At 41.1% G+C, this 24558-nt stretch carries 26 protein-coding genes and 1 riboswitch; of the genes, 3 read left to right on the top strand and 23 right to left on the bottom strand.

All coding sequences use genetic code 11. The features are described from left to right. Window positions 1-22: 22 nt before the first annotated feature. From mreB to prfA, 22 genes are all read right to left on the bottom strand, one after another. Window positions 23-1021, bottom strand: coding sequence for a rod shape-determining protein MreB (gene mreB, locus PaeCFBP13512_RS10525; RefSeq protein WP_069328667.1), 999 nt, complete (start codon window positions 1019-1021; stop codon window positions 23-25). A 372-nt stretch (window positions 1022-1393) separates the two neighbouring features. Further along, window positions 1394-2764 carry a UDP-N-acetylglucosamine 1-carboxyvinyltransferase gene (gene murA / locus PaeCFBP13512_RS10530; protein WP_137222968.1) on the bottom strand — a complete coding sequence of 457 codons (1371 nt, stop codon included), beginning with the start codon at window positions 2762-2764 and terminating at the stop codon, window positions 1394-1396. Window positions 2765-3011: 247 nt separating this feature from the next. Further along, window positions 3012-3260, bottom strand: a complete 249-nt coding sequence (locus PaeCFBP13512_RS10535) for a DUF1146 family protein (protein ID WP_069328669.1) — start codon at window positions 3258-3260, stop codon at window positions 3012-3014. A gap of 377 nt (window positions 3261-3637) precedes the next feature. After that, the gene (locus tag PaeCFBP13512_RS10540) at window positions 3638-4054 is read right to left on the bottom strand and encodes a F0F1 ATP synthase subunit epsilon (protein ID WP_069328670.1); all 417 of its coding nucleotides are present in this window, start codon (window positions 4052-4054) and stop codon (window positions 3638-3640) included. A 34-nt stretch (window positions 4055-4088) separates the two neighbouring features. Continuing rightward, the gene (gene atpD / locus PaeCFBP13512_RS10545; RefSeq protein WP_069328671.1) at window positions 4089-5489 is read right to left on the bottom strand and encodes a F0F1 ATP synthase subunit beta; all 1401 of its coding nucleotides are present in this window, start codon (window positions 5487-5489) and stop codon (window positions 4089-4091) included. 94 nt (window positions 5490-5583) lie between these two features. After that, window positions 5584-6453: an ATP synthase F1 subunit gamma gene (atpG, locus tag PaeCFBP13512_RS10550; RefSeq protein WP_069328672.1), complete on the bottom strand. Its 870-nt coding sequence runs from the start codon at window positions 6451-6453 to the stop codon at window positions 5584-5586. 135 nt (window positions 6454-6588) lie between these two features. Next, window positions 6589-8103, bottom strand: a complete 1515-nt coding sequence (gene atpA / locus PaeCFBP13512_RS10555) for a F0F1 ATP synthase subunit alpha (protein WP_069328673.1) — start codon at window positions 8101-8103, stop codon at window positions 6589-6591. A gap of 15 nt (window positions 8104-8118) precedes the next feature. After that, window positions 8119-8667 carry a F0F1 ATP synthase subunit delta gene (locus PaeCFBP13512_RS10560; RefSeq protein ID WP_069328674.1) on the bottom strand — a complete coding sequence of 183 codons (549 nt, stop codon included), beginning with the start codon at window positions 8665-8667 and terminating at the stop codon, window positions 8119-8121. Then, entirely contained in the window at window positions 8664-9149 is a 486-nt protein-coding gene (gene atpF / locus PaeCFBP13512_RS10565; protein ID WP_069328675.1) for a F0F1 ATP synthase subunit B, read from the bottom strand. Before atpF ends, PaeCFBP13512_RS10560 begins: the two co-directional genes overlap by 4 nt. A gap of 107 nt (window positions 9150-9256) precedes the next feature. Beyond that, window positions 9257-9481, bottom strand: a complete 225-nt coding sequence (gene atpE, locus PaeCFBP13512_RS10570) for a F0F1 ATP synthase subunit C (protein WP_069328676.1) — start codon at window positions 9479-9481, stop codon at window positions 9257-9259. A gap of 145 nt (window positions 9482-9626) precedes the next feature. Continuing rightward, window positions 9627-10421, bottom strand: a complete 795-nt coding sequence (atpB, locus tag PaeCFBP13512_RS10575) for a F0F1 ATP synthase subunit A (protein ID WP_069328677.1) — start codon at window positions 10419-10421, stop codon at window positions 9627-9629. After that, entirely contained in the window at window positions 10414-10827 is a 414-nt protein-coding gene (locus PaeCFBP13512_RS10580) for an ATP synthase subunit I (protein ID WP_069328678.1), read from the bottom strand. The genes atpB and PaeCFBP13512_RS10580 overlap by 8 nt, the downstream gene beginning before the upstream one ends. Continuing rightward, window positions 10820-11065, bottom strand: a complete 246-nt coding sequence (locus PaeCFBP13512_RS10585; RefSeq protein WP_137222970.1) for an AtpZ/AtpI family protein — start codon at window positions 11063-11065, stop codon at window positions 10820-10822. Before PaeCFBP13512_RS10585 ends, PaeCFBP13512_RS10580 begins: the two co-directional genes overlap by 8 nt. A gap of 167 nt (window positions 11066-11232) precedes the next feature. Continuing rightward, window positions 11233-12405 (bottom strand): non-hydrolyzing UDP-N-acetylglucosamine 2-epimerase, encoded by a 1173-nt coding sequence (gene wecB / locus PaeCFBP13512_RS10590; protein WP_069328680.1) that lies wholly within the window; start codon window positions 12403-12405, stop codon window positions 11233-11235. A gap of 20 nt (window positions 12406-12425) precedes the next feature. Further along, entirely contained in the window at window positions 12426-13055 is a 630-nt protein-coding gene (gene upp, locus PaeCFBP13512_RS10595; RefSeq protein ID WP_069328681.1) for a uracil phosphoribosyltransferase, read from the bottom strand. A gap of 480 nt (window positions 13056-13535) precedes the next feature. Further along, entirely contained in the window at window positions 13536-14786 is a 1251-nt protein-coding gene (glyA, locus tag PaeCFBP13512_RS10600) for a serine hydroxymethyltransferase (protein WP_069328682.1), read from the bottom strand. 78 nt (window positions 14787-14864) lie between these two features. Next, window positions 14865-15440: a TIGR01440 family protein gene (locus tag PaeCFBP13512_RS10605; RefSeq protein ID WP_137222972.1), complete on the bottom strand. Its 576-nt coding sequence runs from the start codon at window positions 15438-15440 to the stop codon at window positions 14865-14867. Window positions 15441-15623: 183 nt separating this feature from the next. Continuing rightward, window positions 15624-15707: riboswitch (ZMP/ZTP riboswitch) on the bottom strand. A 68-nt stretch (window positions 15708-15775) separates the two neighbouring features. Further along, complete coding sequence (locus PaeCFBP13512_RS10610) at window positions 15776-16363, bottom strand: low molecular weight protein arginine phosphatase (protein WP_069328684.1); 588 nt, start codon at window positions 16361-16363, stop codon at window positions 15776-15778. 104 nt (window positions 16364-16467) lie between these two features. Further along, on the bottom strand, window positions 16468-17568 hold the full coding sequence (locus tag PaeCFBP13512_RS10615) for an L-threonylcarbamoyladenylate synthase (RefSeq protein ID WP_241669347.1): 1101 nt from the start codon (window positions 17566-17568) through the stop codon (window positions 16468-16470). A 32-nt stretch (window positions 17569-17600) separates the two neighbouring features. Beyond that, window positions 17601-18782 (bottom strand): FtsW/RodA/SpoVE family cell cycle protein, encoded by a 1182-nt coding sequence (locus PaeCFBP13512_RS10620; RefSeq protein WP_069328686.1) that lies wholly within the window; start codon window positions 18780-18782, stop codon window positions 17601-17603. A 25-nt stretch (window positions 18783-18807) separates the two neighbouring features. Continuing rightward, window positions 18808-19683, bottom strand: coding sequence for a peptide chain release factor N(5)-glutamine methyltransferase (prmC, locus tag PaeCFBP13512_RS10625; RefSeq protein WP_069328694.1), 876 nt, complete (start codon window positions 19681-19683; stop codon window positions 18808-18810). Between the two features lie 31 nt (window positions 19684-19714). Beyond that, the gene (prfA, locus tag PaeCFBP13512_RS10630; protein WP_069328687.1) at window positions 19715-20782 is read right to left on the bottom strand and encodes a peptide chain release factor 1; all 1068 of its coding nucleotides are present in this window, start codon (window positions 20780-20782) and stop codon (window positions 19715-19717) included. A gap of 412 nt (window positions 20783-21194) precedes the next feature. Between prfA and PaeCFBP13512_RS10635 the strand changes: the two genes are divergently transcribed. The 3 genes from PaeCFBP13512_RS10635 (at window position 21195) to PaeCFBP13512_RS10645 (ending at window position 23331) form a co-directional block, all read left to right on the top strand. Next, complete coding sequence (locus PaeCFBP13512_RS10635) at window positions 21195-22181, top strand: aldo/keto reductase (RefSeq protein ID WP_137222976.1); 987 nt, start codon at window positions 21195-21197, stop codon at window positions 22179-22181. 188 nt (window positions 22182-22369) lie between these two features. Beyond that, a complete protein-coding gene (locus PaeCFBP13512_RS10640; RefSeq protein WP_137222978.1) occupies window positions 22370-23092 on the top strand; it encodes a hypothetical protein in 723 nt (240 codons plus the stop codon). Window positions 23093-23118: 26 nt separating this feature from the next. Beyond that, window positions 23119-23331, top strand: a complete 213-nt coding sequence (locus PaeCFBP13512_RS10645; protein ID WP_137222980.1) for a hypothetical protein — start codon at window positions 23119-23121, stop codon at window positions 23329-23331. A 118-nt stretch (window positions 23332-23449) separates the two neighbouring features. Here PaeCFBP13512_RS10645 and ychF read toward each other — a convergent pair whose 3' ends face one another. Then, entirely contained in the window at window positions 23450-24550 is a 1101-nt protein-coding gene (gene ychF / locus PaeCFBP13512_RS10650; RefSeq protein ID WP_069328703.1) for a redox-regulated ATPase YchF, read from the bottom strand. Window positions 24551-24558: the final 8 nt, after the last annotated feature.

The following is a 24558-nucleotide window of genomic DNA, read 5'->3' on the forward strand; positions in this document are numbered from 1 at the left end:
TCTACTACTTATATCGGTTAGACTAGAACTTTTTTTTAGAGACTTTGTCCAAATTATTTAACATAATTCCTGTTCCTTTAACAACACAGTGCATTGGATCTTCTGCAACCAGTACGGGAACATGCAATTCTTGAGATAATAATTCTTCTAATCCGTCCAACATCGCTCCGCCGCCTGTCAAAATAACACCACGGTCAATAATATCTGCTGATAATTCTGGAGGAGTCTGTTCGAGCACCGTTTTAGCTGCTGCTACAATCGACAAAATCGTATCGGATAATGCTTCTTGTACTTCACCCGACGAGATCGTAATTGTTTTAGGTAATCCACTAACGATATCGCGACCGCGAATATCCATTTCTCTTTGTAAGCCACCCGGACGTACTGTTGCAATATTAATTTTGATATCTTCTGCTGTACGTTCACCGATCAGCAATTTATATTTATTTTTGATATGTCTCATGACAGATTCATCGAATTTATCTCCAGCAACTTTCAGTGATGATGAAGTTACGATATCCCCCATCGACAATACAGCGATATCTGTTGTACCTCCACCGATATCAATAACCATATTACCACTTGGTTCGAAAATATTCATACCTGCTCCAATAGCGGCGGCTTTAGGCTCTGCTTCCAAAAATACTTCTTTGGCACCACTACGCTCTGCTGCTTCACGAATCGATTTTTGCTCCACTGAAGTAATATTGGTAGGTGCACAGATCAAAATACGAGGATGACTATACCAGCTACGAGCGCCTACTTTATTAATAAAATGTTTGAGCATCGTTTCTGTCACTTCAAAATCAGCGATCACTCCATCACGAAGTGGACGGATAACGACAATATTTTCAGGTGCACGGCCGATCATGCGTCTTGCTTCTTCACCTACAGCAAGTACACGCTTAGTTGTTGTTTCTATAGCGACTACCGAAGGCTCGTCCAAAACGACACCTTTTCCTTTTACATGAATCAAAACATTTGCTGTACCTAAATCAATTCCAATATCCTTGCTGAACATATCAAGAGCCTCCAAAAGTTCGTATTTCCGGTAACAAAGCACCGTCCGTTATTTTATGCTTTTACATCATCTGAGAGCCTATTCACTGGTTATGTTTGAAATGTTAACGAATAAACGTTCTCCGGCAACGATCAGTTCAGCGAAAAATATGTATATGTGCCCACTATGAAATGAATGCAAAAGGCTGACTTATTAAAATTAGCATAATTACCAAGGGTATTCAACGCCATTGTTCGTCATTTTTGGAAAAGAAAATGTCATATATAACAAAAGAGCCAGACTATAATCAGTCTGACTCTTCAATATACGTGAATTACGTTATCAAAAGCGATCTAATGTTCGCCTATAGATACATTAAATTCATATACTGTTTTATGCGAGTGTAGGTTGAACATTCAAAGCAGCTGTGTTTACTTTTTCTGTTTTGTCAGAAAAAGCAGCCATTTGTTCTTCTACCGCAGGTGTTGGTTCTTGAGAAGGTTCTGCTTCTTCCAAGCGCCAAATATCTGCTCCCAATCCAGACAACTTTTCAGCCAAATGCACATATCCACGATCGATATGATGTGTTCCGCTTACTTCAGTTGTTCCTTCCGAGATCAAACCTGCACAAATCAATGCAGCTCCTGCGCGCAAATCAGTTGAGCATACTTTCGCACCAACAAGACTTGCTCCACCTGTTACGATCGATGTTCTACCTTCAATACGAATCCCCGCGTTCATCAGGTTGAACTCATCGACATGCATAAAGCGATTTTCAAATACCGTTTCACTGATAATACTTGTTCCTTCAGAAGCAAGCATTAAAGCCATCATTTGCGCTTGCATATCTGTAGGGAAACCAGGATAAGGTAATGTTTTTAGATCGACAGCACGAAGTGGTTTATCAGCGATAACCTGTACTCCGTTCTCATCTGGAATGATTGTAATACCCATCTCTTCCATTTTAGAAATAACAGGACCCAAATGATCAGCAATAGCACCTTCCACGTACACGTTACCACCTGTGATAGCAGCGGCAACCATATATGTACCAGCTTCGATACGATCAGGTATAACTGTGTGTTCTGTACCGTTAAGAGATTCTACACCTTCAATGCGAATCACGCCTGTACCTGCTCCGCGAACTTTAGCACCCATACTGTTAAGGTAGTTAGCTAAATCTACAATTTCAGGTTCTTTAGCTGCATTCTCAATCGTTGTAGTACCTTCTGCAAGAGTAGCAGCCATCATAATGTTCTCTGTAGCGCCTACGCTAGCTACGTCAAGATAAATCTTCGCTCCGCGAAGTCTACCATCACATTTTGCTTCGATGTAGCCTTGCCCCAAATTAATCTCTGCACCCATAGCTTCAAAGCCTTTAAGATGCTGATCAATTGGTCGTGTGCCTATTGCACAACCACCAGGTAAAGAAATACGTGTTTTACCTAAGCGAGTCAACAATGGACCCATAACCAAGAAAGAGGCACGCATTTTGCTTACCCATTCGTACGGTGCTTCACAAGAAGTTAATTCTTCTGCGTTGACCTGAATCGTCTCGTCTTGGTATGTAACAACCGCTCCTAGCGATTCTAATACCTTACTAATCGTCATTACATCGTCAAGAGAAGGTGCGTCATGAATAGTACTTACACCATTTTCTCCAAGTAGTGAGGCAGCAATAATTGGAAGAACAGAATTCTTAGCTCCGCTAACTTTAACACTTCCTGTTAATCGCTTGCCACCGCGGACGATAAATTTGCTCATTAGGGTTCCCTCCGCGCGTCATTTTGCTTATCCGGCATTACACAATGACGAATCCAATCCAGCTGAACATAGTTGCATACAGACGCTAGTGATGTCTGTTATCTTATCTCATTCATCTTCTTAGATTCGTGTGATTGTACAATACCCTATTGCATAAATTTTAGTTTTTAATGTAGTAGGTGAGAATCATACAACCGTTTGTTTTCAAATAAATAGTCTAACACACTTATAACCACACTGTTCACATTCAAAACATAAATCGGATAGACTGTGTCCAGCGGATATAATCCAGCAGGAAATTAGATACGAAATGTCCTAGCACGATGGCAAATAACAAATGAAGCAATTTACCAGCTGCGCTTTTGGGATAACGAATCAATAGATCGAGTTTTAAATTTTGCAATGCCCACCAGGACAAACCAATACAAAGGAGCGATATGAATATGGATAGTAAACCGTTCACACCGACAGCGGACACTGTATCTACCGTACTCATTGTTGAAATAGCTCCCTCCTTTATTGCTTACTGATGAATCATCCTTTTATGCGGACTATTCTATAATACTTGCCAAGCGTTAAAGAATCTAGTCCCAAATTTACAAAAATCAGCATTTTCTTGTCATATTAGTGTTATTTCAGAAAATAAGTGCATACTTAAAGCATTTTTCTCAGCAAATAAATAAATAGTTACTGAAAAGGAAATGCGTGGGGTACGCCTAAAGACCTAACCTAATTCTCAAATTCAATAATCTCTAACATAAATGTCCAAACTTATATGATTAAAATGAACTCAACTATAATAGCACAAGCCATTTTTATAGACAAATTAAAAATAAAAACCGGACCCAAGAATAGCGGCCCGGTTATATCCATTTAACGGTTCTCACCTGATGAAGATACTTTAAGACGATTCATAGCTCGTTGTAAAGCAAGTTCAGCCCGGCGGAAGTCAATGTGATCTTGAGTCGATTTGTTGTTGAGACGGCGCTCAGCACGTTCTTTTGCTGCTCTCGCACGCTCAATATCAATATTGTTTGGCAATTCTGCACTGTCTGCCAATACAACAACTTTATCAGCACGGACTTCTAGAAACCCACTTTGAATAGCTACCACTGTTTCTTTGCCATTGACTTTGTACACCAATGGAGCGACTTGTAGTGGAGTAACCATCGGAATGTGACCTGCTAGAATCCCAAGTTGACCTTCTACACCTGTGGCTCTTAATTGATCCACCTGTTCGGAAAACACCAGACGTTCAGGTGTTACAATTTCCAATAGAAACGTGCTCACTTTCATCCCTCCTCACGTTTTGCAGGCATATAATTTACAGTGTTTTTGCTTTTTCCACTGCTTCTTCAATCGTGCCTACGAAGAGGAATGCTGCTTCTGGAAGATCGTCATGTTTGCCGTCTAGAATTTCTTTGAAGCTACGTACTGTTTCTTTAACAGGTACATAACGTCCTTTGATTCCAGTAAACTGTTCAGCAACATGGAATGGTTGAGACAAGAAACGTTGAATTTTACGCGCACGCGATACAGTCAACTTATCTTCTTCACTCAACTCATCCATACCCAGAATTGCAATAATATCTTGTAGCTCACGGTAACGTGCTAAGATTTGCTTAACACCTTGAGCGATATTGTAATGTTCTTCTCCTACAATTTCAGGATTCAAGATACGTGAACTGGAAGCAAGTGGATCTACCGCTGGGAAAATACCCATTTCAGAGATTTTACGTTCCAAGTTCGTTGTTGCATCCAAGTGAGCAAATGTCGTTGCAGGAGCCGGATCGGTATAATCATCCGCTGGTACATAGATCGCTTGAATCGAAGTAACTGAACCTTTTTTAGTAGAAGTGATACGCTCTTGCAATTGACCCATCTCTGTTGCCAATGTTGGCTGGTAACCTACCGCAGATGGCATACGTCCTAGCAATGCAGATACTTCAGAACCTGCTTGTGTAAAGCGGAAAATGTTATCTACGAACAACAATACATCTTTGCCTTCTTCATCACGGAAATATTCAGCCATTGTCAAACCTGTCAAAGCTACACGAAGACGTGCACCTGGAGGTTCATTCATTTGTCCAAATACCATTGCTGTTTTGTTAATAACGCCTGATTCTCTCATCTCGTGATAAAGGTCATTACCTTCACGAGTACGTTCACCAACACCAGCAAATACAGAAATACCGCCATGCTCTTGAGCAATATTGTTGATCAATTCCTGAATTGTTACTGTTTTACCTACACCAGCACCACCAAACAGACCGATTTTACCACCTTTAGCATAAGGAGCTAGCAAATCGATAACTTTGATTCCTGTTTCAAGGATTTCAGCTTGTGTAGACAATTCGTCAAATTTAGGAGCTTGACGGTGAATAGGGTTTTTAATTTCAGATACAACTTCGCCAGCTTCATCGATAGGTTGACCCAATACGTTAAATACACGACCTAACGTTACGTTACCTACAGGTACCGAAATAGGAGCACCTAGATCAAGAGCGTCTAGTCCACGTACTAAACCATCTGTGGAAGACATTGCGATACAACGGACAAGATTATCGCCCAAATGATTCGATACTTCAAGCGTCAAGTCGATTTTGTTACCATTATCTAGCGTAGTTTCGACCTTGAGCGCGTGTAGGATTTCCGGAAGTTGACCACGTTCGAATTCCACGTCTACAACCGGTCCCATTACACTTACAACGCGACCTTTGTTCATTATCGTTTTCCCTCCTACTGACTTGCTGTATGCAGCGATGTCATCAAGCACTGCTATGCAATTGCTTGTACATAATTGATATTGTTAAGCTCTATTAGCCTTGTGCATTCGCTCCAGCGACAATCTCTGTGATCTCTTGTGTAATCGATGCCTGACGGGCACGGTTATAAACAAGTCTTAGATCTTTGATCATTTGAGATGCATTCTTCGTTGCGCTACCCATGGCTGTCATTCTAGCACCCTGCTCACTTGCTTTACCTTCGAGCAAAGCGTTATAGATCAGTGTCTGTGCATATTTTGGCAAAAGAACTTCCAATACGCCTTCTGCAGAAGGTTCGTATTCGTAGCTTGCTTTAAGTTTATCTTCTTGCGCCACTTCTACCGATTCCATTGGTAACAAACGAGTGGAGTTCGGAACTTGTGTTAGTGCATTAATAAACTGGTTATAACATAAGTAAAGCTCATCGTATCTGCCTTCTTCGTATCCTTTAACAGCATCGTATGCTATGGATTTGATATCGGCATAGGTCGGAAAGTCTGTCAATTCTGTCACAGCATCTGTAATCGGAAGATTACGACGACGGAAGTAATCGCGTCCTTTACGTCCAATGATGAACAATTCGTACTGATCTGTCGATGTATGATTTTCCTTGATCTTATTACTAACATGTTTGAGCATGTTGGCATTATAACCACCCGCAAGTCCACGGTCGGAAGTCACTACGAGATAAGCGATCCGTTTGACTGGACGCTTCTCCAACATCGGATGATATACACCTCTTGTTCCAGAAGCAATACTCGCAACCACTTCACGCAATTTATCGGAATATGGACGTGCTGCTTGTGCCTTCTCTTGAGCTTTACGAAGTTTGGAAGCCGCAACCATTTCCATTGCTTTAGTGATTTGTCTTGTATTTTCTACGCTTTTAATCTGACGTTTGATCTCGCGCATACCTTTAGCCATATGATTTCACCACCTTAACCCTCTGAAAACAAGTTCAAAGTTGTTTCCTGAATCATGGTTGACCACAGTCCGACAGATTGGCTATCGGAGCTGTAGCAACTTCATTACAGAACATCTATTTTAGATCAAATGAACTTAGTTGGAGGTAGCAAAACCTTTTTTGAAGGTATTGATTGCATCAACCAACGCTTTTTCATTATCAGCTGTTAAATCTTTAGTATCACGAATCGATTGCAAAATCGCATCTTGGCTACTTGCCATGTAAGCAAGGAACTCGGACTCAAAGCGACGTACATCAGCAACCGGAATATCATCCAAATGACCTTTAACGGCAGTGTATAAGCTTACCACTTGTTGTTCTACTAACAACGGTTGGTTAACACCTTGTTTTAGAATTTCCATCATACGTGCACCACGGTTTAGACGGGACATTGTTGATTTATCAAGATCTGATCCGAACTGAGAGAACGCTTGAAGCTCACGATATTGAGCTAGATCTAGACGCAGTGTACCTGCAACCTTTTTCATCGCTTTAATCTGAGCGGAACCACCAACACGGGATACTGAGATACCAACGTTAATCGCTGGACGTTGACCAGAATAGAACAAGTCAGCTTCCAAGAAAATCTGTCCATCTGTAATCGAGATTACGTTTGTAGGAATATAAGCAGATACGTCAGATGCTTGTGTTTCAATAAATGGCAATGCTGTTAAAGAACCGCCACCTTTTGCATCACTAAGCTTAGCCGCACGCTCTAGCAAACGGGAGTGAAGATAGAACACGTCACCTGGGAATGCTTCACGACCTGGTGGACGACGAAGCAATAGGGATAATTCACGATAAGCTGCCGCTTGTTTGGACAAATCATCATAAATAATCAATGCATGTTCGCCTTTATACATAAAGTATTCACCCATTGCACAACCTGCATATGGAGCGATGTATAGTAGTGGTGAAGGATCAGAAGCCGCAGCAGTTACGATGATGGTGTATTCCAAAGCGCCATGACGACGAAGTGTTTCTACAACTTGAGCAACTGTGGATTGTTTTTGACCAATCGCTACATAAATACATTTTACGTTTTGACCTTTTTGGTTAATGATTGCATCGATAGCAATCGCTGTTTTACCTGTTTGACGGTCACCGATGATCAACTCACGTTGTCCACGACCGATTGGAACCATTGCATCGATAGCTTTGATCCCTGTTTGCATAGGTTCATGAACCGATTTACGATCAATAACACCAGGTGCTCCGCCTTCAACAGGACGGAATTCTGTTGCTGCAATAGGTCCTTTACCATCAACAGGTTGACCCAAAGGATCGACTACGCGACCTAGAAGAGCTTCCCCTACAGGAACTTGCATAATGCGTCCTGTGCGTTTTACTTGGTCACCTTCACGAATTTGTGAATATTCCCCAAGAATAACAACACCGACATTATTGGATTCCAAGTTCAAAGCCATACCCATTACGCCGTTAGAGAACTCAAGAAGTTCGCCTGACATTGCATTTTGCAAACCGTATACACGGGCAATACCATCACTTACTTGGATAACCGTTCCGACTTCTACGACTTCAATATCGTTTTTGTATTGCTCGATTTGACTTTTAATCAATGTACTGATTTCTTCAGGTCTGATACTCAAGTCAGTCCCCCCTATCTACTGTGCTTGTCTTTGAAAAGACTTTTCCAGACGGTTAAGCTTGCCTGAAAGACTTCCATCGTACAGCATGTCTCCGATGACGACTTTAAGTCCGCCAAGAAGAGTTTTGTCTACAATATTTTGCACACGAATTCGTTTGCCTGATAGTTGTCCGAATCTAGCAATGACTTCTGCTTGCTCACGCTCATCTAAAGGATAAGGTGTATATACAAAAGCATCGACTACTTTAAGAGTTCTACTTACGATCTCAGTGTAACTATTTAACAACTCGCCAAATATTCCATATCTTCCACGTTCGATCAACAATGTAATGGTATGAATTAACGGTTGTGATACTTTGCCTGCAAAAGCAGTTTCGATCACACGACGTTTATCTTCAAAAGATACATTTGGTGTTGCTATAAAATTGCGAAGATCTGCATCTTGTGCAAAAGCTTCAACAATTGCTTTTAGTTCTTGTTCCGTCTCTTCTACAGCGCCATTTTCAGATGCAGCTTCGAAAAGGGCTTTGGCATAACGCGTAGATACTACTGTATCCCGGCTCATTGTCTAATCCCTACTTCTTTCAGATAGTTGTCAACCAACTGATCTTGGGCTTTGGCATCCACTTCTCTTTCCAGTACTTTAGAAGCGATCTGTACAGAGACGGCGCCGATTTCACTGCGAAGTGCAGCAACAGCTTTATTTTTCTCGCTTTCGATTTCACGAGCCGCTTCTTCTTTAAGACGCGTCGTTTCCTCTTTAGCTTGAGTAATTAATTGTTCAGCTTGACGATTACTTGTCTGACGGGATTGCTCAATAATATCTTGAGCGTCCTTACGTGCTTGTTGAAGTGCAGCTTTTTGGTCTTCGACATATTGAGCTGCTTGACTGCGTGTTAATGCAGCTTCATCCATTTGCTGTTTAACCAGCTCACGTCTTTTCTCCATGACAGAGAACAATGGACCGAATGCATAACGACTTAATAACCAATATAAAATCAAGAAAGCAATAATTGTAACTACAAGACTGCTCCATACAAAATGCAAATCAGCTCACTCCTTCCTCAAAACATCTAAATAATTCTCAGGTACCCTGCACGCTAAAAAGAAGGCGCGGATGGCTGTGGCCTTCCCCGCCAATGTGTGTGCTTGATTTACGCTGCTGCGTAGAAAATGAACGCCAATACTACACCGATGATTGGCAATGCTTCTACCAAACCTACACCGATAAACATAACTGTTTGCAATGTTGCTTTTGCTTCTGGTTGACGAGCGATACCTTCAACCGTTTTACTTACGATTAGACCGTTACCAATACCTGCGCCCAATGCGCCCAAACCTACTGCGATAGCAGCTGCTAGAAATGCTAATGCTCCCATTTAAAAATCCTCCTTAAAGATATGTGAGATAGTAAATTTATATTGAGCCCGGTATGAAGGTTATCCTACTTCCGAACTTTGAACCCTTACACAGTGACTGATGATACCAACTATTCAAAAGTTGCCGAAACGTGCCGATAGTATTTTAGTGATCTTCTTCCGTCTCTAGTGACTGTGATATGTATACCATAGCCAGGATCGTGAAGACAAAGGCTTGGATAGAGCCAACAAATATACTGAATCCTTGCCATACAATAAGACCTACAACCGAAGCGATTGCTCCGTACCATACGCCTGACATTTTAAGTAATACCGCAATAAGAACTTCGCCGGCAAAAATATTACCGAATAGCCGCATACCGTGTGTCAACAGTTTGGAGAATTGTTCGATCAAGTTGATAGGGAAAAAGAAAAAGAACGGTTTGAAATAGTGTTTGAAGTATGACTTCGTATTTCTGACCATACCTAGGTAATGGACAAGAATGAATACGATTAGTGCCAGACCCATCGCTGCTCCAGCATCAGCTGTAGGTGATTTCCACCAAGCGACTTCCACACCATGACTTCCTTTTGCCAGTCCGTCCACTACAGATGTTAATGGTTGACCAAAAGCTGTAGCTTTTTCTACGCTTGTATAATCGAACACTAAACCAAATGGAAGCCCAAGCATATTGCTAACAAAGATGAACATAATCAAAGTCAAACCGAGAGAAAGAAAAGGCTTTCCTTTTTTGTAGTCCATTGTACTGGAAATCAGTCCTTGAACGAATTCTACGACCCATTCCATAAAGTTTTGCAGCTTGCCTGGATTTTCTACCGATAGATTACGCGTTGCTAGTTTCACTAGAATAAACACTACAGCACAACTAACAATCAACGCAATAATGATAGATAAATCAAAATCGATGCCCCCGACGTTTATCATCGGTGATTCATGCATTTTTCTCACCCCTTTCATTATCGGAGTTATCACGCTCATGGCGAGAAAGGAAATAACCGATAACAATTAGCGCGAATGGTGCGAACACCAAACTGCCAGCTAGGGCATGAATTTCAAACAAATGCGGGAACTCAATAGCAAGTACTACCGCTCCGATCGAAATTGCTGCACGTTGTGCAAACCCTAGACCCTTCGGTCCTCTTCTACCTGTTGCTGCTGCTTCAGTCATCATACTTACTTTTTTAGCTAAATATTTGGTGTTGATATAACTGACTGCCGAACCAATGATCATCCCAAAAGCGATCGGACGAGATTGAGGCAGGAATGCAACCGCTACAAAGCAAAGAGCTAGAAAAACAAAGGTAGTCCGGGTCAGCCAATAAATGTAACTTGGTATTTCATTCATTCGTTTCCCCCACTATTTTCTTAATGATAAGAACAATACCGAAAATACCTAGAATCATACCTGCAAGTACTCCGAGTCCGGTTCCTATTCCTGAACTATTCCATACTTTATCCAGCCAGGAACCGAACCAGAATCCGGCGAGTGTACATACAGCTAAATCTATTCCAATCACACTCACAAGTCCAACCGCTTTCCACGGGCTTGAACTTGAATTGCTTGATTTGGGTTCATCTGCCATTCTACACTCCACCCTCGGAATCCCAGTTCATTGTACTGAATCGGCTAAGCCTTTGTCAAACCATCTTCCTTTAGCGCATTAACGCAAGACTTTCACAGAACATCGTTGATATGAAGCGTTTCATCACACTAACCCTACAGTACCACTGTATACTGTGGAATCATTTTTCACAATACGACTGTGGGACCTTTTTTGAACGTTGTGTGAAACTCTTCAGGACGATCCTCTAAAATACCATAATGGTGCAAAATAGCATTGACAATCCGTGGCGATGCCTGACCATCACCATAAGGATTAGAAGCTTCACTCATCGAAGCATACAGTTCAGGATCGCTCAGCAGTGCATGTGCACGCTCATAGATCTTCTCTTCATCTGTACCTACCATTTCAAGTGTACCTGCTTCTATTCCCTCTGGACGCTCTGTGGTATCACGTAGCACCAGCACAGGAACACCAAATGAAGGTGCTTCTTCTTGAAGACCACCTGAATCGGTTAAGATCAGATGCGTATGCGGATAAAAATTATGCAAATCGACAACATCCAGAGGATCGATCAACTGAATGCGCGGATGGTTGCCTAATATTTCATGAGCAGGTTCTTTGACAGCTGGACTTGGATGCACTGGATACACAATAGCAATATCTTCAAATTCGTCAGCAATACGCTTGACCGCGCGGAAAATATTACGATGTGGTTCGCCTTGTGATTCACGGCGATGTGCAGTCATCAAGATCAGACGTTTACCTTCTGCCCATTCCAAAACAGGATGGTGATAATCAGGCTGTACAGTATATTGAAACACATCTGTAACCGTGTTGCCTGTGATATACACGCTTGACGGCAATTTATTTTCTTTTAGCAAATTGCCTGCCGACCAACTTGTTGGTGCAAAGTGTAAATCTGCAAGTACACCTGTCAATTGGCGATTCATTTCTTCAGGATAAGGTGAAAGCTTGTTCCACGTACGTAGTCCTGCTTCCACATGACCCACATTAATCTGCTGCATAAATGAAGCATAGCTCGCAAGAAACGTAGTCAACGTATCTCCATGAACCAGAACAATATCAGGCTTCACTTCTTGCAATACTGGCTCTAAGCCACTAAGTACACGCATCGAAATTTCGTTTAGCGTCTGACGATCTTTCATTACATCAAGATCATAGTCTGGAGTGATATTAAAAACTTCAAGAACCTGATCCAACATTTGACGATGTTGCGCAGTGACGCAAACGATTGACTCAATATGTTCAGGATGTTTTTGCAATTCCAAAATCAATGGAGCCATTTTGATTGCTTCAGGACGTACACCGAAAATAGTCATTACTTTAATTTTTTTCATAAGTCTGGGATTACCTCGCTTTACTTGGTTCCGTACAAGCGGTCTCCGGCATCGCCGAGTCCAGGTACGATATATCCATGCTCATCCAACTTCTCATCCAATGCAGCAACATAAATATCTACATCCGGGTGAGCGTCTTGAACAGCTTTGACCCCTTCAGGAGCAGCGATAAGATTCATCATTTTGATCTGAGTACATCCACGCTTTTTAAGAACATCGATCGCAGCAATAGCAGAACCGCCTGTTGCTAACATTGGATCAATAACGATCAATTCGCGTTCTTGTACATCTGTCGGAAGCTTCACATAATATTCAACCGGTTGGAATGTTTCTGGATCACGGAACAATCCCACATGTCCTACTTTAGCTGCTGGCAACAATTTAAGAACGCCATCTAACATACCCAATCCTGCGCGCAAAATAGGAATCAGACCTAACATACGTCCAGAAATGACTTTACCTTCTGTTTTGATTACAGGTGTTTCTACCGGAATTGATTCAAGTGGAATATCACGTGTGATTTCGTAAGCCATTAATGTTGCGACTTCGTCAACAAGCTCGCGGAAATCTTTCGTGTTAGTCTGTACATCACGAATAAATGTTAATTTGTGTTGAATTAAAGGATGATCGCATATTACTAATTTTGCCATGGTTTTTCCCTCCGGTACTTTTCAATAATAAACATTAGCTACATCCTATTTGCTATCACATCAGGTTTTGTGGCCATTCCACAAAGCAAAAGGATTAGGGGAATACGTTCTTACCCCATAAACCTCGTCTATTATATCATTCCCTGTGGGCAATTTCATCCGATATCCTGTCGAATTATTTCTTTTTAATACTTCATACTTTGATGAGCGTAAATATAGCTCTTATCAAACATGATTTTTAGCATAGCAAAATCCATTTTCTATATTGAGTCTATCAATATAACGCTTACAATTACCAGATAAAAACAAATTCTACAGCATTTCCACCCAGTCTTTTCTATTATAATGGTAAATGGCTTAAATGGCAGTAAATCTTTCAAATTTTTTTAAAAAAAATAATTAAAAACCGACAGAAATAAGAATTTCTGCCGGTTATCTAGAAGTTAACGGTGTTAAGGAGCTCTTTATTTGGTTTTGAAATTAATAATTCATTTGTTGATATAAAGGGTATTGGCTTGTTAATTCAGCAACTTGCGCACTTGCTTGGGCAAGAACAGCTTCATCTTTAGGTGCTTTAAGCGTCATCGCAATAATTTGACCGATCTTCACCATTGCTGCTTCATCCATACCACGAGAAGTCGCTGCTGGTGTTCCTAGACGGATACCACTTGTAATAAACGGGCTTGTTGGATCAAAAGGAATCGCATTTTTGTTCGTTGTGATGCCTACAGAATCCAGAACATGCTCTGCTTCTTTACCTGTGATATTCACGCTACGTGTATCCACAAGCATCAAGTGATTGTCTGTACCCCCTGAAACGATGGTCAATCCTTCGTCTACTAATGTTTGAGCAAGCACTTTTGCATTTTTGACTACATTTTGAGCATAAGTTTTGAAAGAAGGTTGTAATGCTTCACCGAAAGAAACTGCTTTGGAAGCAATAACATGCATCAATGGACCACCTTGTGAACCCGGGAATACTGCTTTATCAATCGCTTGTGCCCATGCTTTAGTACACATAATCATACCGCCGCGAGGTCCACGAAGTGTTTTGTGTGTTGTTGTTGTAACAAAATGCGCATGAGGTACAGGACTTGGATGTTCTCCAGCTGCTACCAATCCTGCGATATGCGCCATATCCACCATAAATAAAGCACCTACATCATTTGCAATCGAAGCTAATTTTTCAAAATCAATCGTACGCGGATATGCACTAGCACCAGCTACGATCATACGAGGACGATGTTTGAACGCTGCTTTGCGAACTTCATCATAATCGATAAGGAATGTATCTTCTTGTACACCGTAAGCCACAAAGTTATACAACAACCCAGAAGCATTTACAGGGCTACCATGTGTTAAATGTCCACCATGAGCAAGGTTCATCCCTAGAACAGTATCACCTGGTTTGAGCGCTGCAAGATAAACCGCCATATTCGCTTGTGCACCTGAGTGAGGCTGTACATTGACATGTTCTGCACCAAACAATTGCTTCGCACGATCACGAGCGATATCTTCAACCACATCTACATGTTCACAACCGCCATAGTAGCGTTTGCCTGGATAGCCTTCTGCATATTTGTTCGTTAATACCGAACCCAAAGCTTCGATAACCGCTTCACTTACAATATTTTCAGAAGCGATTAATTCGATGTTGTCACGTTGACGCTTAAGTTCAAGTCCCATTGCTTCTAGTACTGCCGGATCGTTCTTTCGTAATTGCTCCATCATTGTTTAATTCCTCCTAGAGATCGGTTGAATACCTGTTTTGGATTGCTTATTTTAAATTTAGAGATCAACTATTTAAGCTTATCGATCTGCATGAACCATCGGTGTGTAGACGGCTCTTTCGCCACCAATCAAAGGTGGACGTGTACGCGCTGCGTTGACTCTAGCTTCGCCTACAAAACGAATTGCAGGTCGATAAGGGACCGCTATTCTTTTCAAATGCATACCGATCAAGGTCTCTCCAAAATCGATACCTGCATGTGCTTCAATCTGTTCTGCCAAACAAGGATGAACAAATGTCTGATATGCATAGGTTGCCATCGATCCGCCTGCTTTGGGAATCGGTACTGCGGCGACTTCATTATAATTGTAGTGATCCAGTGTATCTCGTTCCATCACCAATGCTCGATTCAAATGCTCACAACATTGAAAAGCTAACCGGAATCCGTATTCAGCTTGTACTTCTCGAATCCCTTCCACCAATGCTTCAGCAACATCTAACGTTCCGGCTGTTCCGATATGTTTGCCTGCGATTTCACTGGTGCTTCCACCGATCACCAGTAGCTTATGGCGATCTAGCTTAGCTTCTTCTGCTAACTCGCGTACAATAGCTGCGGCATCTAAACGAATTTGTTGTATTTTTTCCTGATCACTCATCGTTCAATCCTCCTTGTGCTTTCTTAGCTCATTCACTATCTGCAAAAGGTACGTGTGCAATGCACTCGTTTTTTATTATAGCGCAAGCATAGGGCTAACGGCGACAACAAGATGAGAGAAGGAGTTACAACATGTAAAGAACAAAAAAAGAGCACAACGTGCGCGAAAAATATCGCACGTCTGCTCTTTTGCCCAGGCGACCGGCCGTATGTTCCGATGCTCCATCGTGGTTCATCTCCACTCTCGTCGCCAGTTACATCGGATCTCTCTTATGAGTTACATCATAAGACATGTTTTTCGTAAAATCAATATCTATTCTAAAATTAACCTCTAGCTTATTGCGTACGATAGGCTTGAATCTTGTCGATTAACTTTTCTAATGCAAGACGAATATCAGCTGCGGCGACTTCATAATCATCCCGACTACCGCCAAAAGGATCTACAATATCGAAGCTTGGAATACGCTGTTGAATTTCGATCAACCGCTGACGATCAGTCGGATGTACTTCTTCGCCTAAAGAACGATTCATTTCGATCGTTGCGTATAAGCTATCCAACTCTTTGAGATCGCGTAGCACTTTGTGATCATTTTCTGCATATTCCTTCAACGTGTACACTTTGCCTGCCGACTCTGGAAAATTACGAATCACATGTTGCTTGTGACTCCCTGTTAATGTGAGTATGAGATCTGCCCAATGAATAGTTGCTCCAGTCAAAGAGGAAGATAATAATTGTTCATGTATATTATGATCTTTGAGAACCGCTTCGGCATGACGGGATACAGACATTCCATCTACAGCAGCTACACCGGCTGAACGAACCTCCACATCGACACCGCGCTCGCTCGCAAGCTTACGCATAAAACCTTCCGCCATAGGACTTCGACAGGTGTTACCGGTACATACGAACAATATGTGATGCATTCTCTGTACCTCCCGTATCATTATAATGTGAGACTTGGGTGACCGGAAATATAATCTTTCCGTATCAATCATTATACCAAATTTAGCGCATGTAATCACTATTTTTACAAATGAATAATCTGACCACCCGCAGCTTTGGATAAACGGTTCATTACAGCTACACCTACACCTTGTTGCTCACAGCCTTGCGACATAATAAAAGTAATACCTTCACGATCAAATGTACGCAAAGCCGCATACAATCGGTTCGCCGCTTCTTCAAGATGATCACGACTGCCTAGCGATAAACCCAGTGTATCTGCTAGATGCAATGGATTTTCATCAAAAACCAATACACCTGTTTTCTCACCACGTGCTTGAGCTTGTCTAATCTGTTGTTCTATATATTGATTAACGACGTTATCTTGCGATCCCATCACAATTGTCATTGATCCTTGGGGTGCATAATGCGTGTATTTCATACCCGGTGAACGTGGAACCAATGCTGTAGCCGCATCATTCAGAGCAGGATCACAAGTGACAGGAGCAAAAGAAGATAATTGCTCTTCCGTAATACCACCCGGGCGAAGAATCATAATCGTATTATTGTCTTGTACCTGAATGACTGTTGATTCAACACCAATCCCTGCACTTCCTCCATCGACCACTCCATCGATCACAGCAGATAAATCTTCAATCACATGTGCAGCTGTTGTTGGACTCGGTCGACCTGAACGGTTGGCGCTAGGAGCCGCTAGCGGACATCCAGAAGCACTAATCAAAGCTAACGCTACCGGATGATCGGGCATACGTATCGCTACTGTCTGTAGTCCAGCTGTTACCAGAGGAGATACGGTATCAGGACGTACAGGCATCACTAGTGTAAGCGGTCCTGGCCAGAAATGATTGATTAACATCTGTTCTAAATCGCTAACCTCAGAAACCAAACTGCTCAACTGATCACGATCTGAAATATGCACAATTAATGGATTATCTGAAGGTCTTCCTTTGGCAGTAAAAACAGATGCTACCGCATGTGTATTGCGGGCATCTGCTCCAAGTCCATATACTGTTTCTGTGGGAAAAGCGACAATACCGCCATTTGCCAAAATCTGACCGGCTTCGCTTAATTGTTGTTCTATATGCTCTGAATGACGCACATCCCAACAAGTGAACAGAGAATCTGCTTGAGGCTGTTCGCTGTGATTCTCTGTCTGGTTGTTCATCATGTCATGCCTCCTTGCTGATGACCTTGGCTTTATTTATTCAATGCATAACGTTGAGTGACATTCACAGAAACTTCATCGTTATCTTCTTGATTATGAATTCGTATACTCATTACGAGTCCCATACATGCCATATTCATTACCAATGATGTACCGCCAAAGCTGATAAATGGTAACGTAATCCCTGTTAATGGCATAATGCCGATAAACATACCGATATTTTCAAAAATCTGATATAACAACATCGCAACTATTCCTATAATAATGTAAGGTCCTGCTCGCTCCCGGCATTCTAACGACACTAGAATTAAGCGATGAATTAAGGTGAAATAGAGCAGTAATAAAATAGCTGCGCCTATAAATCCAAACTCTTCGGCCACTACAACAAAAATAGAATCTGAGTAGGTTAATGGAACACGATCCGATTGAACCGATGTTCCTTTCATATACCCTTCACCACTCAGTCCACCGGAGGCTATAGCAAGCTTCGCATTACGTGTATGATAGATCGCTTTCTCTGTAGCTTGATCAGGCATTAACCATGGATCTAACCGTTCCATCCAGTGATCACGCTTGATATCTGCGAGATAAGTTTTGATATTATCGTGATAAGCAACATAACTGCGAATACCGACAATAACCATCACAATAGCTAAGGATGTAAATAAAATCGCTTGCGTATATTTAATATTACCGATCCATAGTAATGCCATCATAATAATCAGATAACTCAAAGCGTTACCCAAATCATTTTGAGCCATAACTAAAGCAAATGGAATAAACGTAATCGCAATCAGCGGAGTCACATCACGCCAGAATAAGAGTTTTAATTGTTCTTTACGTGAAAGTAATGTTGCTAGAAATAAAATTAATACCATTTTGAATAACTCGGCAGGCTGTAGACTGAGTCCACCAATACTAAGCCAACCTTGTGCATTATTCAGCGTTTGTCCAATAACCATAACGAGTAATAACAACACTAACCCTGCGCCATAAATATAAAGAGAATACTTGAGCCAGATCCGGTAGTTGACCATCGACATCACGAAAAATACAACAAATCCTGCAATATAGTAAATGATCATTCGTTCTGTCGAATTGGCAAACTTGGGCGTACTATGAGTAGCGCTGTAAATAACAGCTATACTGACTCCCATCATAACTAGCAGAATGGTAAATAAATTCCAATCTATTCTTTTAAGCTTGGCGATCATGTCTGCCCCCTTTTCCGGTTCAACCTTAACTTTCTTTTATACCTATGACGTGCCGCTGGATACCTGCAAGGTCAGCGATAATCTCAATACGTTCATAACCTACACTTCTAACCATATCCGCTACATCCTGTGCTTGTCCAATCCCAAGCTCAAAACCGATCACTTTGGGCAATGCAGGTAGTAACGTTAATTGGGCCATCATAATGCGATAAGGACCTAACCCATCCGGTCCTCCTGCAAGTGCAGTCATCGGCTCATAATCTTTAACTTCAGGCTGTAATGCCAGAATATCTTCATCTGGAATATAAGGAGGATTGGATACTAAAATATCAATATTCTGCCCGGCAAAAGGTTCTAACAAATTACCTTCATGCCAGTGAATTGGTGTGTTCTGCTGGATACTATTTTGCTTGGCGACGGATAGCGCATCCGGTGAAATATCACTTGCCCACACTTGCCATGTTGGACACATGCGTGCAATCGTTAACGCTATCGCTCCGCTACCTGTTCCGATATCTGCACAGACAAAAGGCGATTGATCGGCTTGTTCAACCATCCGTTGTTGACCGATCTTCACTACCGCTTCGACCAACAATTCTGTCTCAGGGCGAGGAATCAGCACCGCAGGAGTGACGATAAATCGCTCACCATAGAATTCTTGTTCACCTATAATGTATTGCGCAGGTTCCCCTGCTACTTTGCGCATAATAACTTCTTGCCATAATTGCTGTTTATCATAAGGAAACGGTTCAAACATCGCCATATAAAAAGCAGAACCTTCTACTCCAAGCACCCATTCGAGCAAAAGACGACTATTCGATTCAGGCTCCATCACTTGATGAGCACTTAAAAAAGAAGAAGCCTCAACATAGGCTTCCCGTATACTTTGTTCTGGCTTCATCGTAAATTGTTCTGTCTGTTGTACCAATAGATTATGCCTCTTTTTCCATCAAATCTGCTTGTTCTGCTAACGTCAATGCAGATACGATATCTTCGATCTCACCATTCATGATTTGATCCAAACGGTGCATGGTTAGACCAATACGGTGATCAGTTACACGGCTTTGTGGAAAGTTGTACGTACGGATACGTTCACTACGGTCACCTGTACCTACTTTACTTTTACGTTCGCCTGCATATTTGGCTTCTTCTTCTTGACGCATCATGTCGGAGATACGTGCACGAAGTACTTGTAATGCTTTATCTTTATTCGAGTTCTGAGACTTACCATCCTGACAAGTCGCCATAATTCCTGTAGGCATATGAGTTACACGTACGGCAGATTTGGTCGTATTAACAGACTGTCCGCCTGCTCCACTTGAACAGAATGTATCCACACGGATATCACGATCGTGAATCTCGATTTCTAACTCTTCTGCTTCGGGCATAACAGCTACTGTAGAGGTAGAAGTATGAATACGTCCGCCTGATTCAGTCGTAGGAATACGTTGCACACGGTGTGCTCCACTTTCGAATTTCAGCTTACTGTATGCTCCACGTCCATTGATCAAGAATGTTACTTCTTTAAATCCACCTAGATCACTGGTACTTGCATCCATCATTTCAACACGCCAGCCTTGTGTATCTGCATAACGAGTGTACATACGGTAAAGGTCAGCTGCAAATAAAGCCGCTTCATCTCCACCTGCTGCTCCGCGAATCTCAACGATTACATTTTTATCATCGTTAGGATCTTTAGGTAACAATAAAATATGGATCTGAGCTTCTAACTCGTCTTTACGAGTGGAAAGTTCATCGATCTCCATTTTGACCATTTCACGCATTTCATCATCTAACTTCTCGCCTTGCATCACTTTAGCAGCATCTAATTCTTCAGTGACTTTGCGGTATTCGATATACGCTTCATACATAGGTTGTAGATCAGATTGCTCTTTGGATAAATCTCTTAAACGTTTGGAATCACTTGCTACGTCAGGGTCACACAATAACTCGCTCAATTTATCATAGCGGTCCGCTAATGCTTGTAAACGATCTAACACGGAAATCCACCTCTTCTTTTATTCAATCTGCTGCATGCGCAGTTTAACTTTACATAGTCTATCATCAAAACAAACATCATCATTCCATATCGATCTACACATAATATTGGGAAATATTAGTGGTTACGACTCTTAATTATAGCACAAGAAGTAACCATTTCATATCCTTAATTACGGTGGTAGCGTACTTTTTTTTAGAGTAACGATGCTTATTTGAATACGTAAGATCAATAAGACTATAATAAAGAAAGTAATATGTCAGAACATACACAGTTTACCTTTGCTTAGCTGGTTATTCTGATCTGTATTGAAGCAAACACAGGGTACAAAGGGTTATGTATTAAAGAGCACACTTTTATCTGTATCTAGCGATAGGTGGAGCTACTCTATTGGATGATGAGGAGTTGTATTCATGGATCAACGGAAATTAGGTTCACAAGGGTTACAAGTCTCGACACTGGGTCTAGGTTGTATGGGTATGTCCGAATTTTACGGTGAGATCGATGAAAAAGAAGCACTACACACCTTACAAGTCGCATTGGATAATGGAGTTACCTTTTTTGATACAGCAGATATGTATGGCATAGGGGCGAATGAGAAATTAATCGGGCCTTTTATGCAGCAAAATCGTGATCAAGTGATTCTAGCCACCAAGTTCGGTAATGTCCGCAATGAAGATGGTTCTTATGTAGGGATTAGCGGTCGTCCTGAATATGTGAAAGAAGCTTGCGATAACAGTCTTAAACGTCTTGGTCTTGATACGATCGATCTCTATTATCAGCATCGTGTCGATCCAGATGTTCCGATCGAAGAAACAGTTGGGGCGATGAGTGATCTTGTACAGGCTGGTAAAGTTCGTTATCTTGGACTATCTGAAGCATCCTCTGAAACGATTCGTCGTGCACATCAAACTCATCCGATCTCTGCTTTGCAGACGGAATATTCACTATGGAGTCGTGATGTAGAAGATGAGATTTTGCCCACTTGTCGTGAGCTTGGAATCGGATTCGTTCCTTATAGCCCTCTAGGACGTGGATTTTTGACAGGTCAGATTACGTCATTTGAAGATTTGGCAGAAGATGATTACCGTCGTTATTCTCCACGTTTTCAAGGAGAGAATTTCCAGAAGAATCTGGATTTGGTGCAACGTATTCAAGAAATTGCCAAAACGAAAGATTGTTCACCTTCTCAACTAGCATTAGCATGGTTACTGGCTCAAGGCGAAGATATCGCTCCGATTCCTGGAACCAAACGTGTCAAATATTTGCTTGAGAATATCGGTGCAACGCAAGTGAAGTTAACCGATGCTGAATTAAAAACGATTGATGAAGCCGCTCCTAAAGGTTCTGCTGTCGGTGAGCGTTATGCGCCTGAAAGTATGAAAATGTTAAATCGTTAAGATTTTATAATAAAGTCTTTGTCTATCAAAGCAGCTCATATATGTATTGGAGAAGTGCTTATTCTTATAGAATAGGTGCTTCTTTTTTTATACTCTTTTACTTTTGCTGAGTGCTACCTTTAGATTGAACCTATACTGACCGATAATACAAAGTGGAATACATACTAAGCTTTGATAGGAGGATTATTGTGGATTTGTATAGGAAGTTATTTTGGAGTCGAATCAAAGAGTATGCCCTAGAATGGTTTATTATGATTATGATTGTATTTGCCTTGTTTGTGCTGGCAAGTCTAGATACAGAATCATATTCAGTATTAGAATTTATCCCTATTATATTGATGTTAATTGGGGGTGTAGTACAGATTAGAGATAGCTATTTACATACGGTTGTCGCTAACCCTTATCGAAAAGGAAAGAAATTTAGTTACTATCGCCGAACACCTAAGCAAATTAACTTTAAAATGACCTTGTTTCAGATTTTGATTGGACTGATTTTCATCTCGTTTTTGCTAGTTGGATTTAATGATTTCTCATTTTGGATCGCAACTCCTATCATTATTTTGATTCTGCAATTATTTAAAGATAAAAAAAGTAGTCGTATTCGATTAAAAAAGAGTAAATTGATTGAAGCTTTGAGAGCACAACATCTATTTTTGCCAGAAGAATCAATTTTGGATATTGAAAGTGACTTCGATATATTTTCGGTAAATGAACATGTTACTGATACTTTACAACTGTTCACAGAAGAGAATCGAAATCAGGAAGGTTACTTTTATGCCATCACATCTTGTGAGTTGATTGTAGGCGTACAACGATTAAATACTCCTTTTTTCTATACAGCGATTCCGTTACAAGAAATCACTAAACTAGCGATAATTGATAGTGGTTATTATAAAAAAATGTTATATTAGGTTCTATATTTGTTATTGGCTATGGAATGAATCGTCAATTAAACTATTATACTAAAAATCGTATAAGTAGTATCTTACAGCCTTTTTTCGGCTCTTTGGTCTATGCACTAGATGCTGAGACATGGAAAGAATCTACGTTTAATGGAATTCCGCATCGAGATCATCCTGCTTTTGTGGAATATGAATTTCATGGGGATCTGTCCTCTTATCCAGAGCCCTATCTGCCTTTTCTACGATAAATTAAAAAGCAACAAAAAAGAGTCTCGCTTTCCTTAATGGAAAACGGGACTCTTTCTGTATTATCAACTTCAAATGCTGATATTCGTATATAGTATTGTCTTAATTCAAAAATCAATCTTACACGTTAAAGCGGAAATGCATAACATCGCCATCTTTAACCAAATATTCTTTACCTTCCAAACGCAATTGTCCGCGTTCTTTAGCACCATTCATCGAACCTGCATTCACAAGATCTTCATATCCTACGACTTCTGCACGAATAAATCCGCGTTCAAAGTCTGTATGAATGACGCCAGCTGCTCCAGGAGCTTTGGTTCCTTTGCGTATTGTCCAAGCACGTACTTCTTGTACACCTGCTGTAAAGTAAGTGTACAGACCTAGCAACTGGTAAGCTGCTTTGATTAGACGGTTTAGACCAGATTCTGCTAGACCCAGTTCTTCTAAGAACATCGCTTTGTCTTCATCTTCAAGTTCAGAGATATCTGCTTCTACTTTTGCACTGATCGGCACAACAACCGCATTTTCAGCTTCAGCAAATTCTTTTACTTTTAATACAAAAGGATTAGTATCTGCTTCAGTTACGCCATCTTCACTCACATTAGCCGCATACAATACAGGCTTCATCGTTAGCAAATGAAGATCACGAACAAGTAGACGCTCATCTTCGCTTAGCTCAATACTACGAGCAGGCATATCGTTGTACAACGATTCTTTGATACGCTCTAATACTTCGACTTCTTGAGCGGTTTGTTTGTTACCGCCTTTAACATTTTTGCGTGAACGCTCGATGCGTTTCTCTACACTATCCAAATCAGCCAAAATTAATTCCAGATTAATCGTCTGGATATCACTGATTGGATCGATTTTGCCATCAACATGCGTAATATTCTCATCTTCAAAACAACGAACTACGTGTACAATCGCATCCACTTCACGGATATGCGCTAAGAATTTGTTACCCAAGCCTTCGCCTTTACTTGCTCCACGTACCAAACCTGCGATATCTACAAATTCAAAAGCAGTAGGTACCGTTTTCTTAGGTACAACCAATTCTGTTAATTTGTCTAAACGCTCGTCTGGAACTTCTACGATCCCTACGTTAGGATCAATTGTACAAAACGGATAGTTCGCAGATTCTGCACCTGCTTGTGTAATTGCATTAAAAAGAGTAGATTTACCAACGTTCGGCAATCCGACAATACCTGCTTTCAAAGCCATTTATATGA

Origin of the sequence: Paenibacillus sp. CFBP13512, from assembly GCF_005233705.1 — a bacterium.
Taxonomy (GTDB): domain Bacteria; phylum Bacillota; class Bacilli; order Paenibacillales; family Paenibacillaceae; genus Saccharibacillus; species Saccharibacillus nuruki.

Excerpts from the sequence above, each read along its gene's own strand:
- PaeCFBP13512_RS10585 (WP_137222970.1), bottom strand. The coding sequence starts at position 11,065 with ATGGCAGATGAACCCAAATCAAGCAATTCAAGTTCAAGCCCGTGGAAA.
- PaeCFBP13512_RS10620 (WP_069328686.1), bottom strand. The coding sequence starts at position 18,782 with ATGATCGCCAAGCTTAAAAGAATAGATTGGAATTTATTTACCATTCTG.
- ychF (WP_069328703.1), bottom strand. The coding sequence starts at position 24,550 with ATGGCTTTGAAAGCAGGTATTGTCGGATTGCCGAACGTTGGTAAATCT.
- PaeCFBP13512_RS10645 (WP_137222980.1), top strand. The coding sequence starts at position 23,119 with ATGAATCGTCAATTAAACTATTATACTAAAAATCGTATAAGTAGTATC.
- atpD (WP_069328671.1), bottom strand. The coding sequence starts at position 5,489 with ATGAACAAAGGTCGCGTTGTAAGTGTAATGGGACCGGTTGTAGACGTG.
- PaeCFBP13512_RS10635 (WP_137222976.1), top strand. The coding sequence starts at position 21,195 with ATGGATCAACGGAAATTAGGTTCACAAGGGTTACAAGTCTCGACACTG.
- PaeCFBP13512_RS10610 (WP_069328684.1), bottom strand. The coding sequence starts at position 16,363 with ATGCATCACATATTGTTCGTATGTACCGGTAACACCTGTCGAAGTCCT.
- atpB (WP_069328677.1), bottom strand. The coding sequence starts at position 10,421 with ATGCATGAATCACCGATGATAAACGTCGGGGGCATCGATTTTGATTTA.
- murA (WP_137222968.1), bottom strand. The coding sequence starts at position 2,764 with ATGAGCAAATTTATCGTCCGCGGTGGCAAGCGATTAACAGGAAGTGTT.
- PaeCFBP13512_RS10535 (WP_069328669.1), bottom strand. The coding sequence starts at position 3,260 with ATGAGTACGGTAGATACAGTGTCCGCTGTCGGTGTGAACGGTTTACTA.
- atpG (WP_069328672.1), bottom strand. The coding sequence starts at position 6,453 with ATGGCTAAAGGTATGCGCGAGATCAAACGTCAGATTAAAAGCGTAGAA.
- prmC (WP_069328694.1), bottom strand. The coding sequence starts at position 19,683 with ATGAAGCCAGAACAAAGTATACGGGAAGCCTATGTTGAGGCTTCTTCT.
- glyA (WP_069328682.1), bottom strand. The coding sequence starts at position 14,786 with ATGATGGAGCAATTACGAAAGAACGATCCGGCAGTACTAGAAGCAATG.
- atpE (WP_069328676.1), bottom strand. The coding sequence starts at position 9,481 with ATGGGAGCATTAGCATTTCTAGCAGCTGCTATCGCAGTAGGTTTGGGC.
- PaeCFBP13512_RS10615 (WP_241669347.1), bottom strand. The coding sequence starts at position 17,568 with ATGAACAACCAGACAGAGAATCACAGCGAACAGCCTCAAGCAGATTCT.
- PaeCFBP13512_RS10560 (WP_069328674.1), bottom strand. The coding sequence starts at position 8,667 with ATGAGCCGGGATACAGTAGTATCTACGCGTTATGCCAAAGCCCTTTTC.
- mreB (WP_069328667.1), bottom strand. The coding sequence starts at position 1,021 with ATGTTCAGCAAGGATATTGGAATTGATTTAGGTACAGCAAATGTTTTG.
- PaeCFBP13512_RS10605 (WP_137222972.1), bottom strand. The coding sequence starts at position 15,440 with ATGAGTGATCAGGAAAAAATACAACAAATTCGTTTAGATGCCGCAGCT.
- upp (WP_069328681.1), bottom strand. The coding sequence starts at position 13,055 with ATGGCAAAATTAGTAATATGCGATCATCCTTTAATTCAACACAAATTA.
- wecB (WP_069328680.1), bottom strand. The coding sequence starts at position 12,405 with ATGAAAAAAATTAAAGTAATGACTATTTTCGGTGTACGTCCTGAAGCA.
- PaeCFBP13512_RS10580 (WP_069328678.1), bottom strand. The coding sequence starts at position 10,827 with ATGAATGAAATACCAAGTTACATTTATTGGCTGACCCGGACTACCTTT.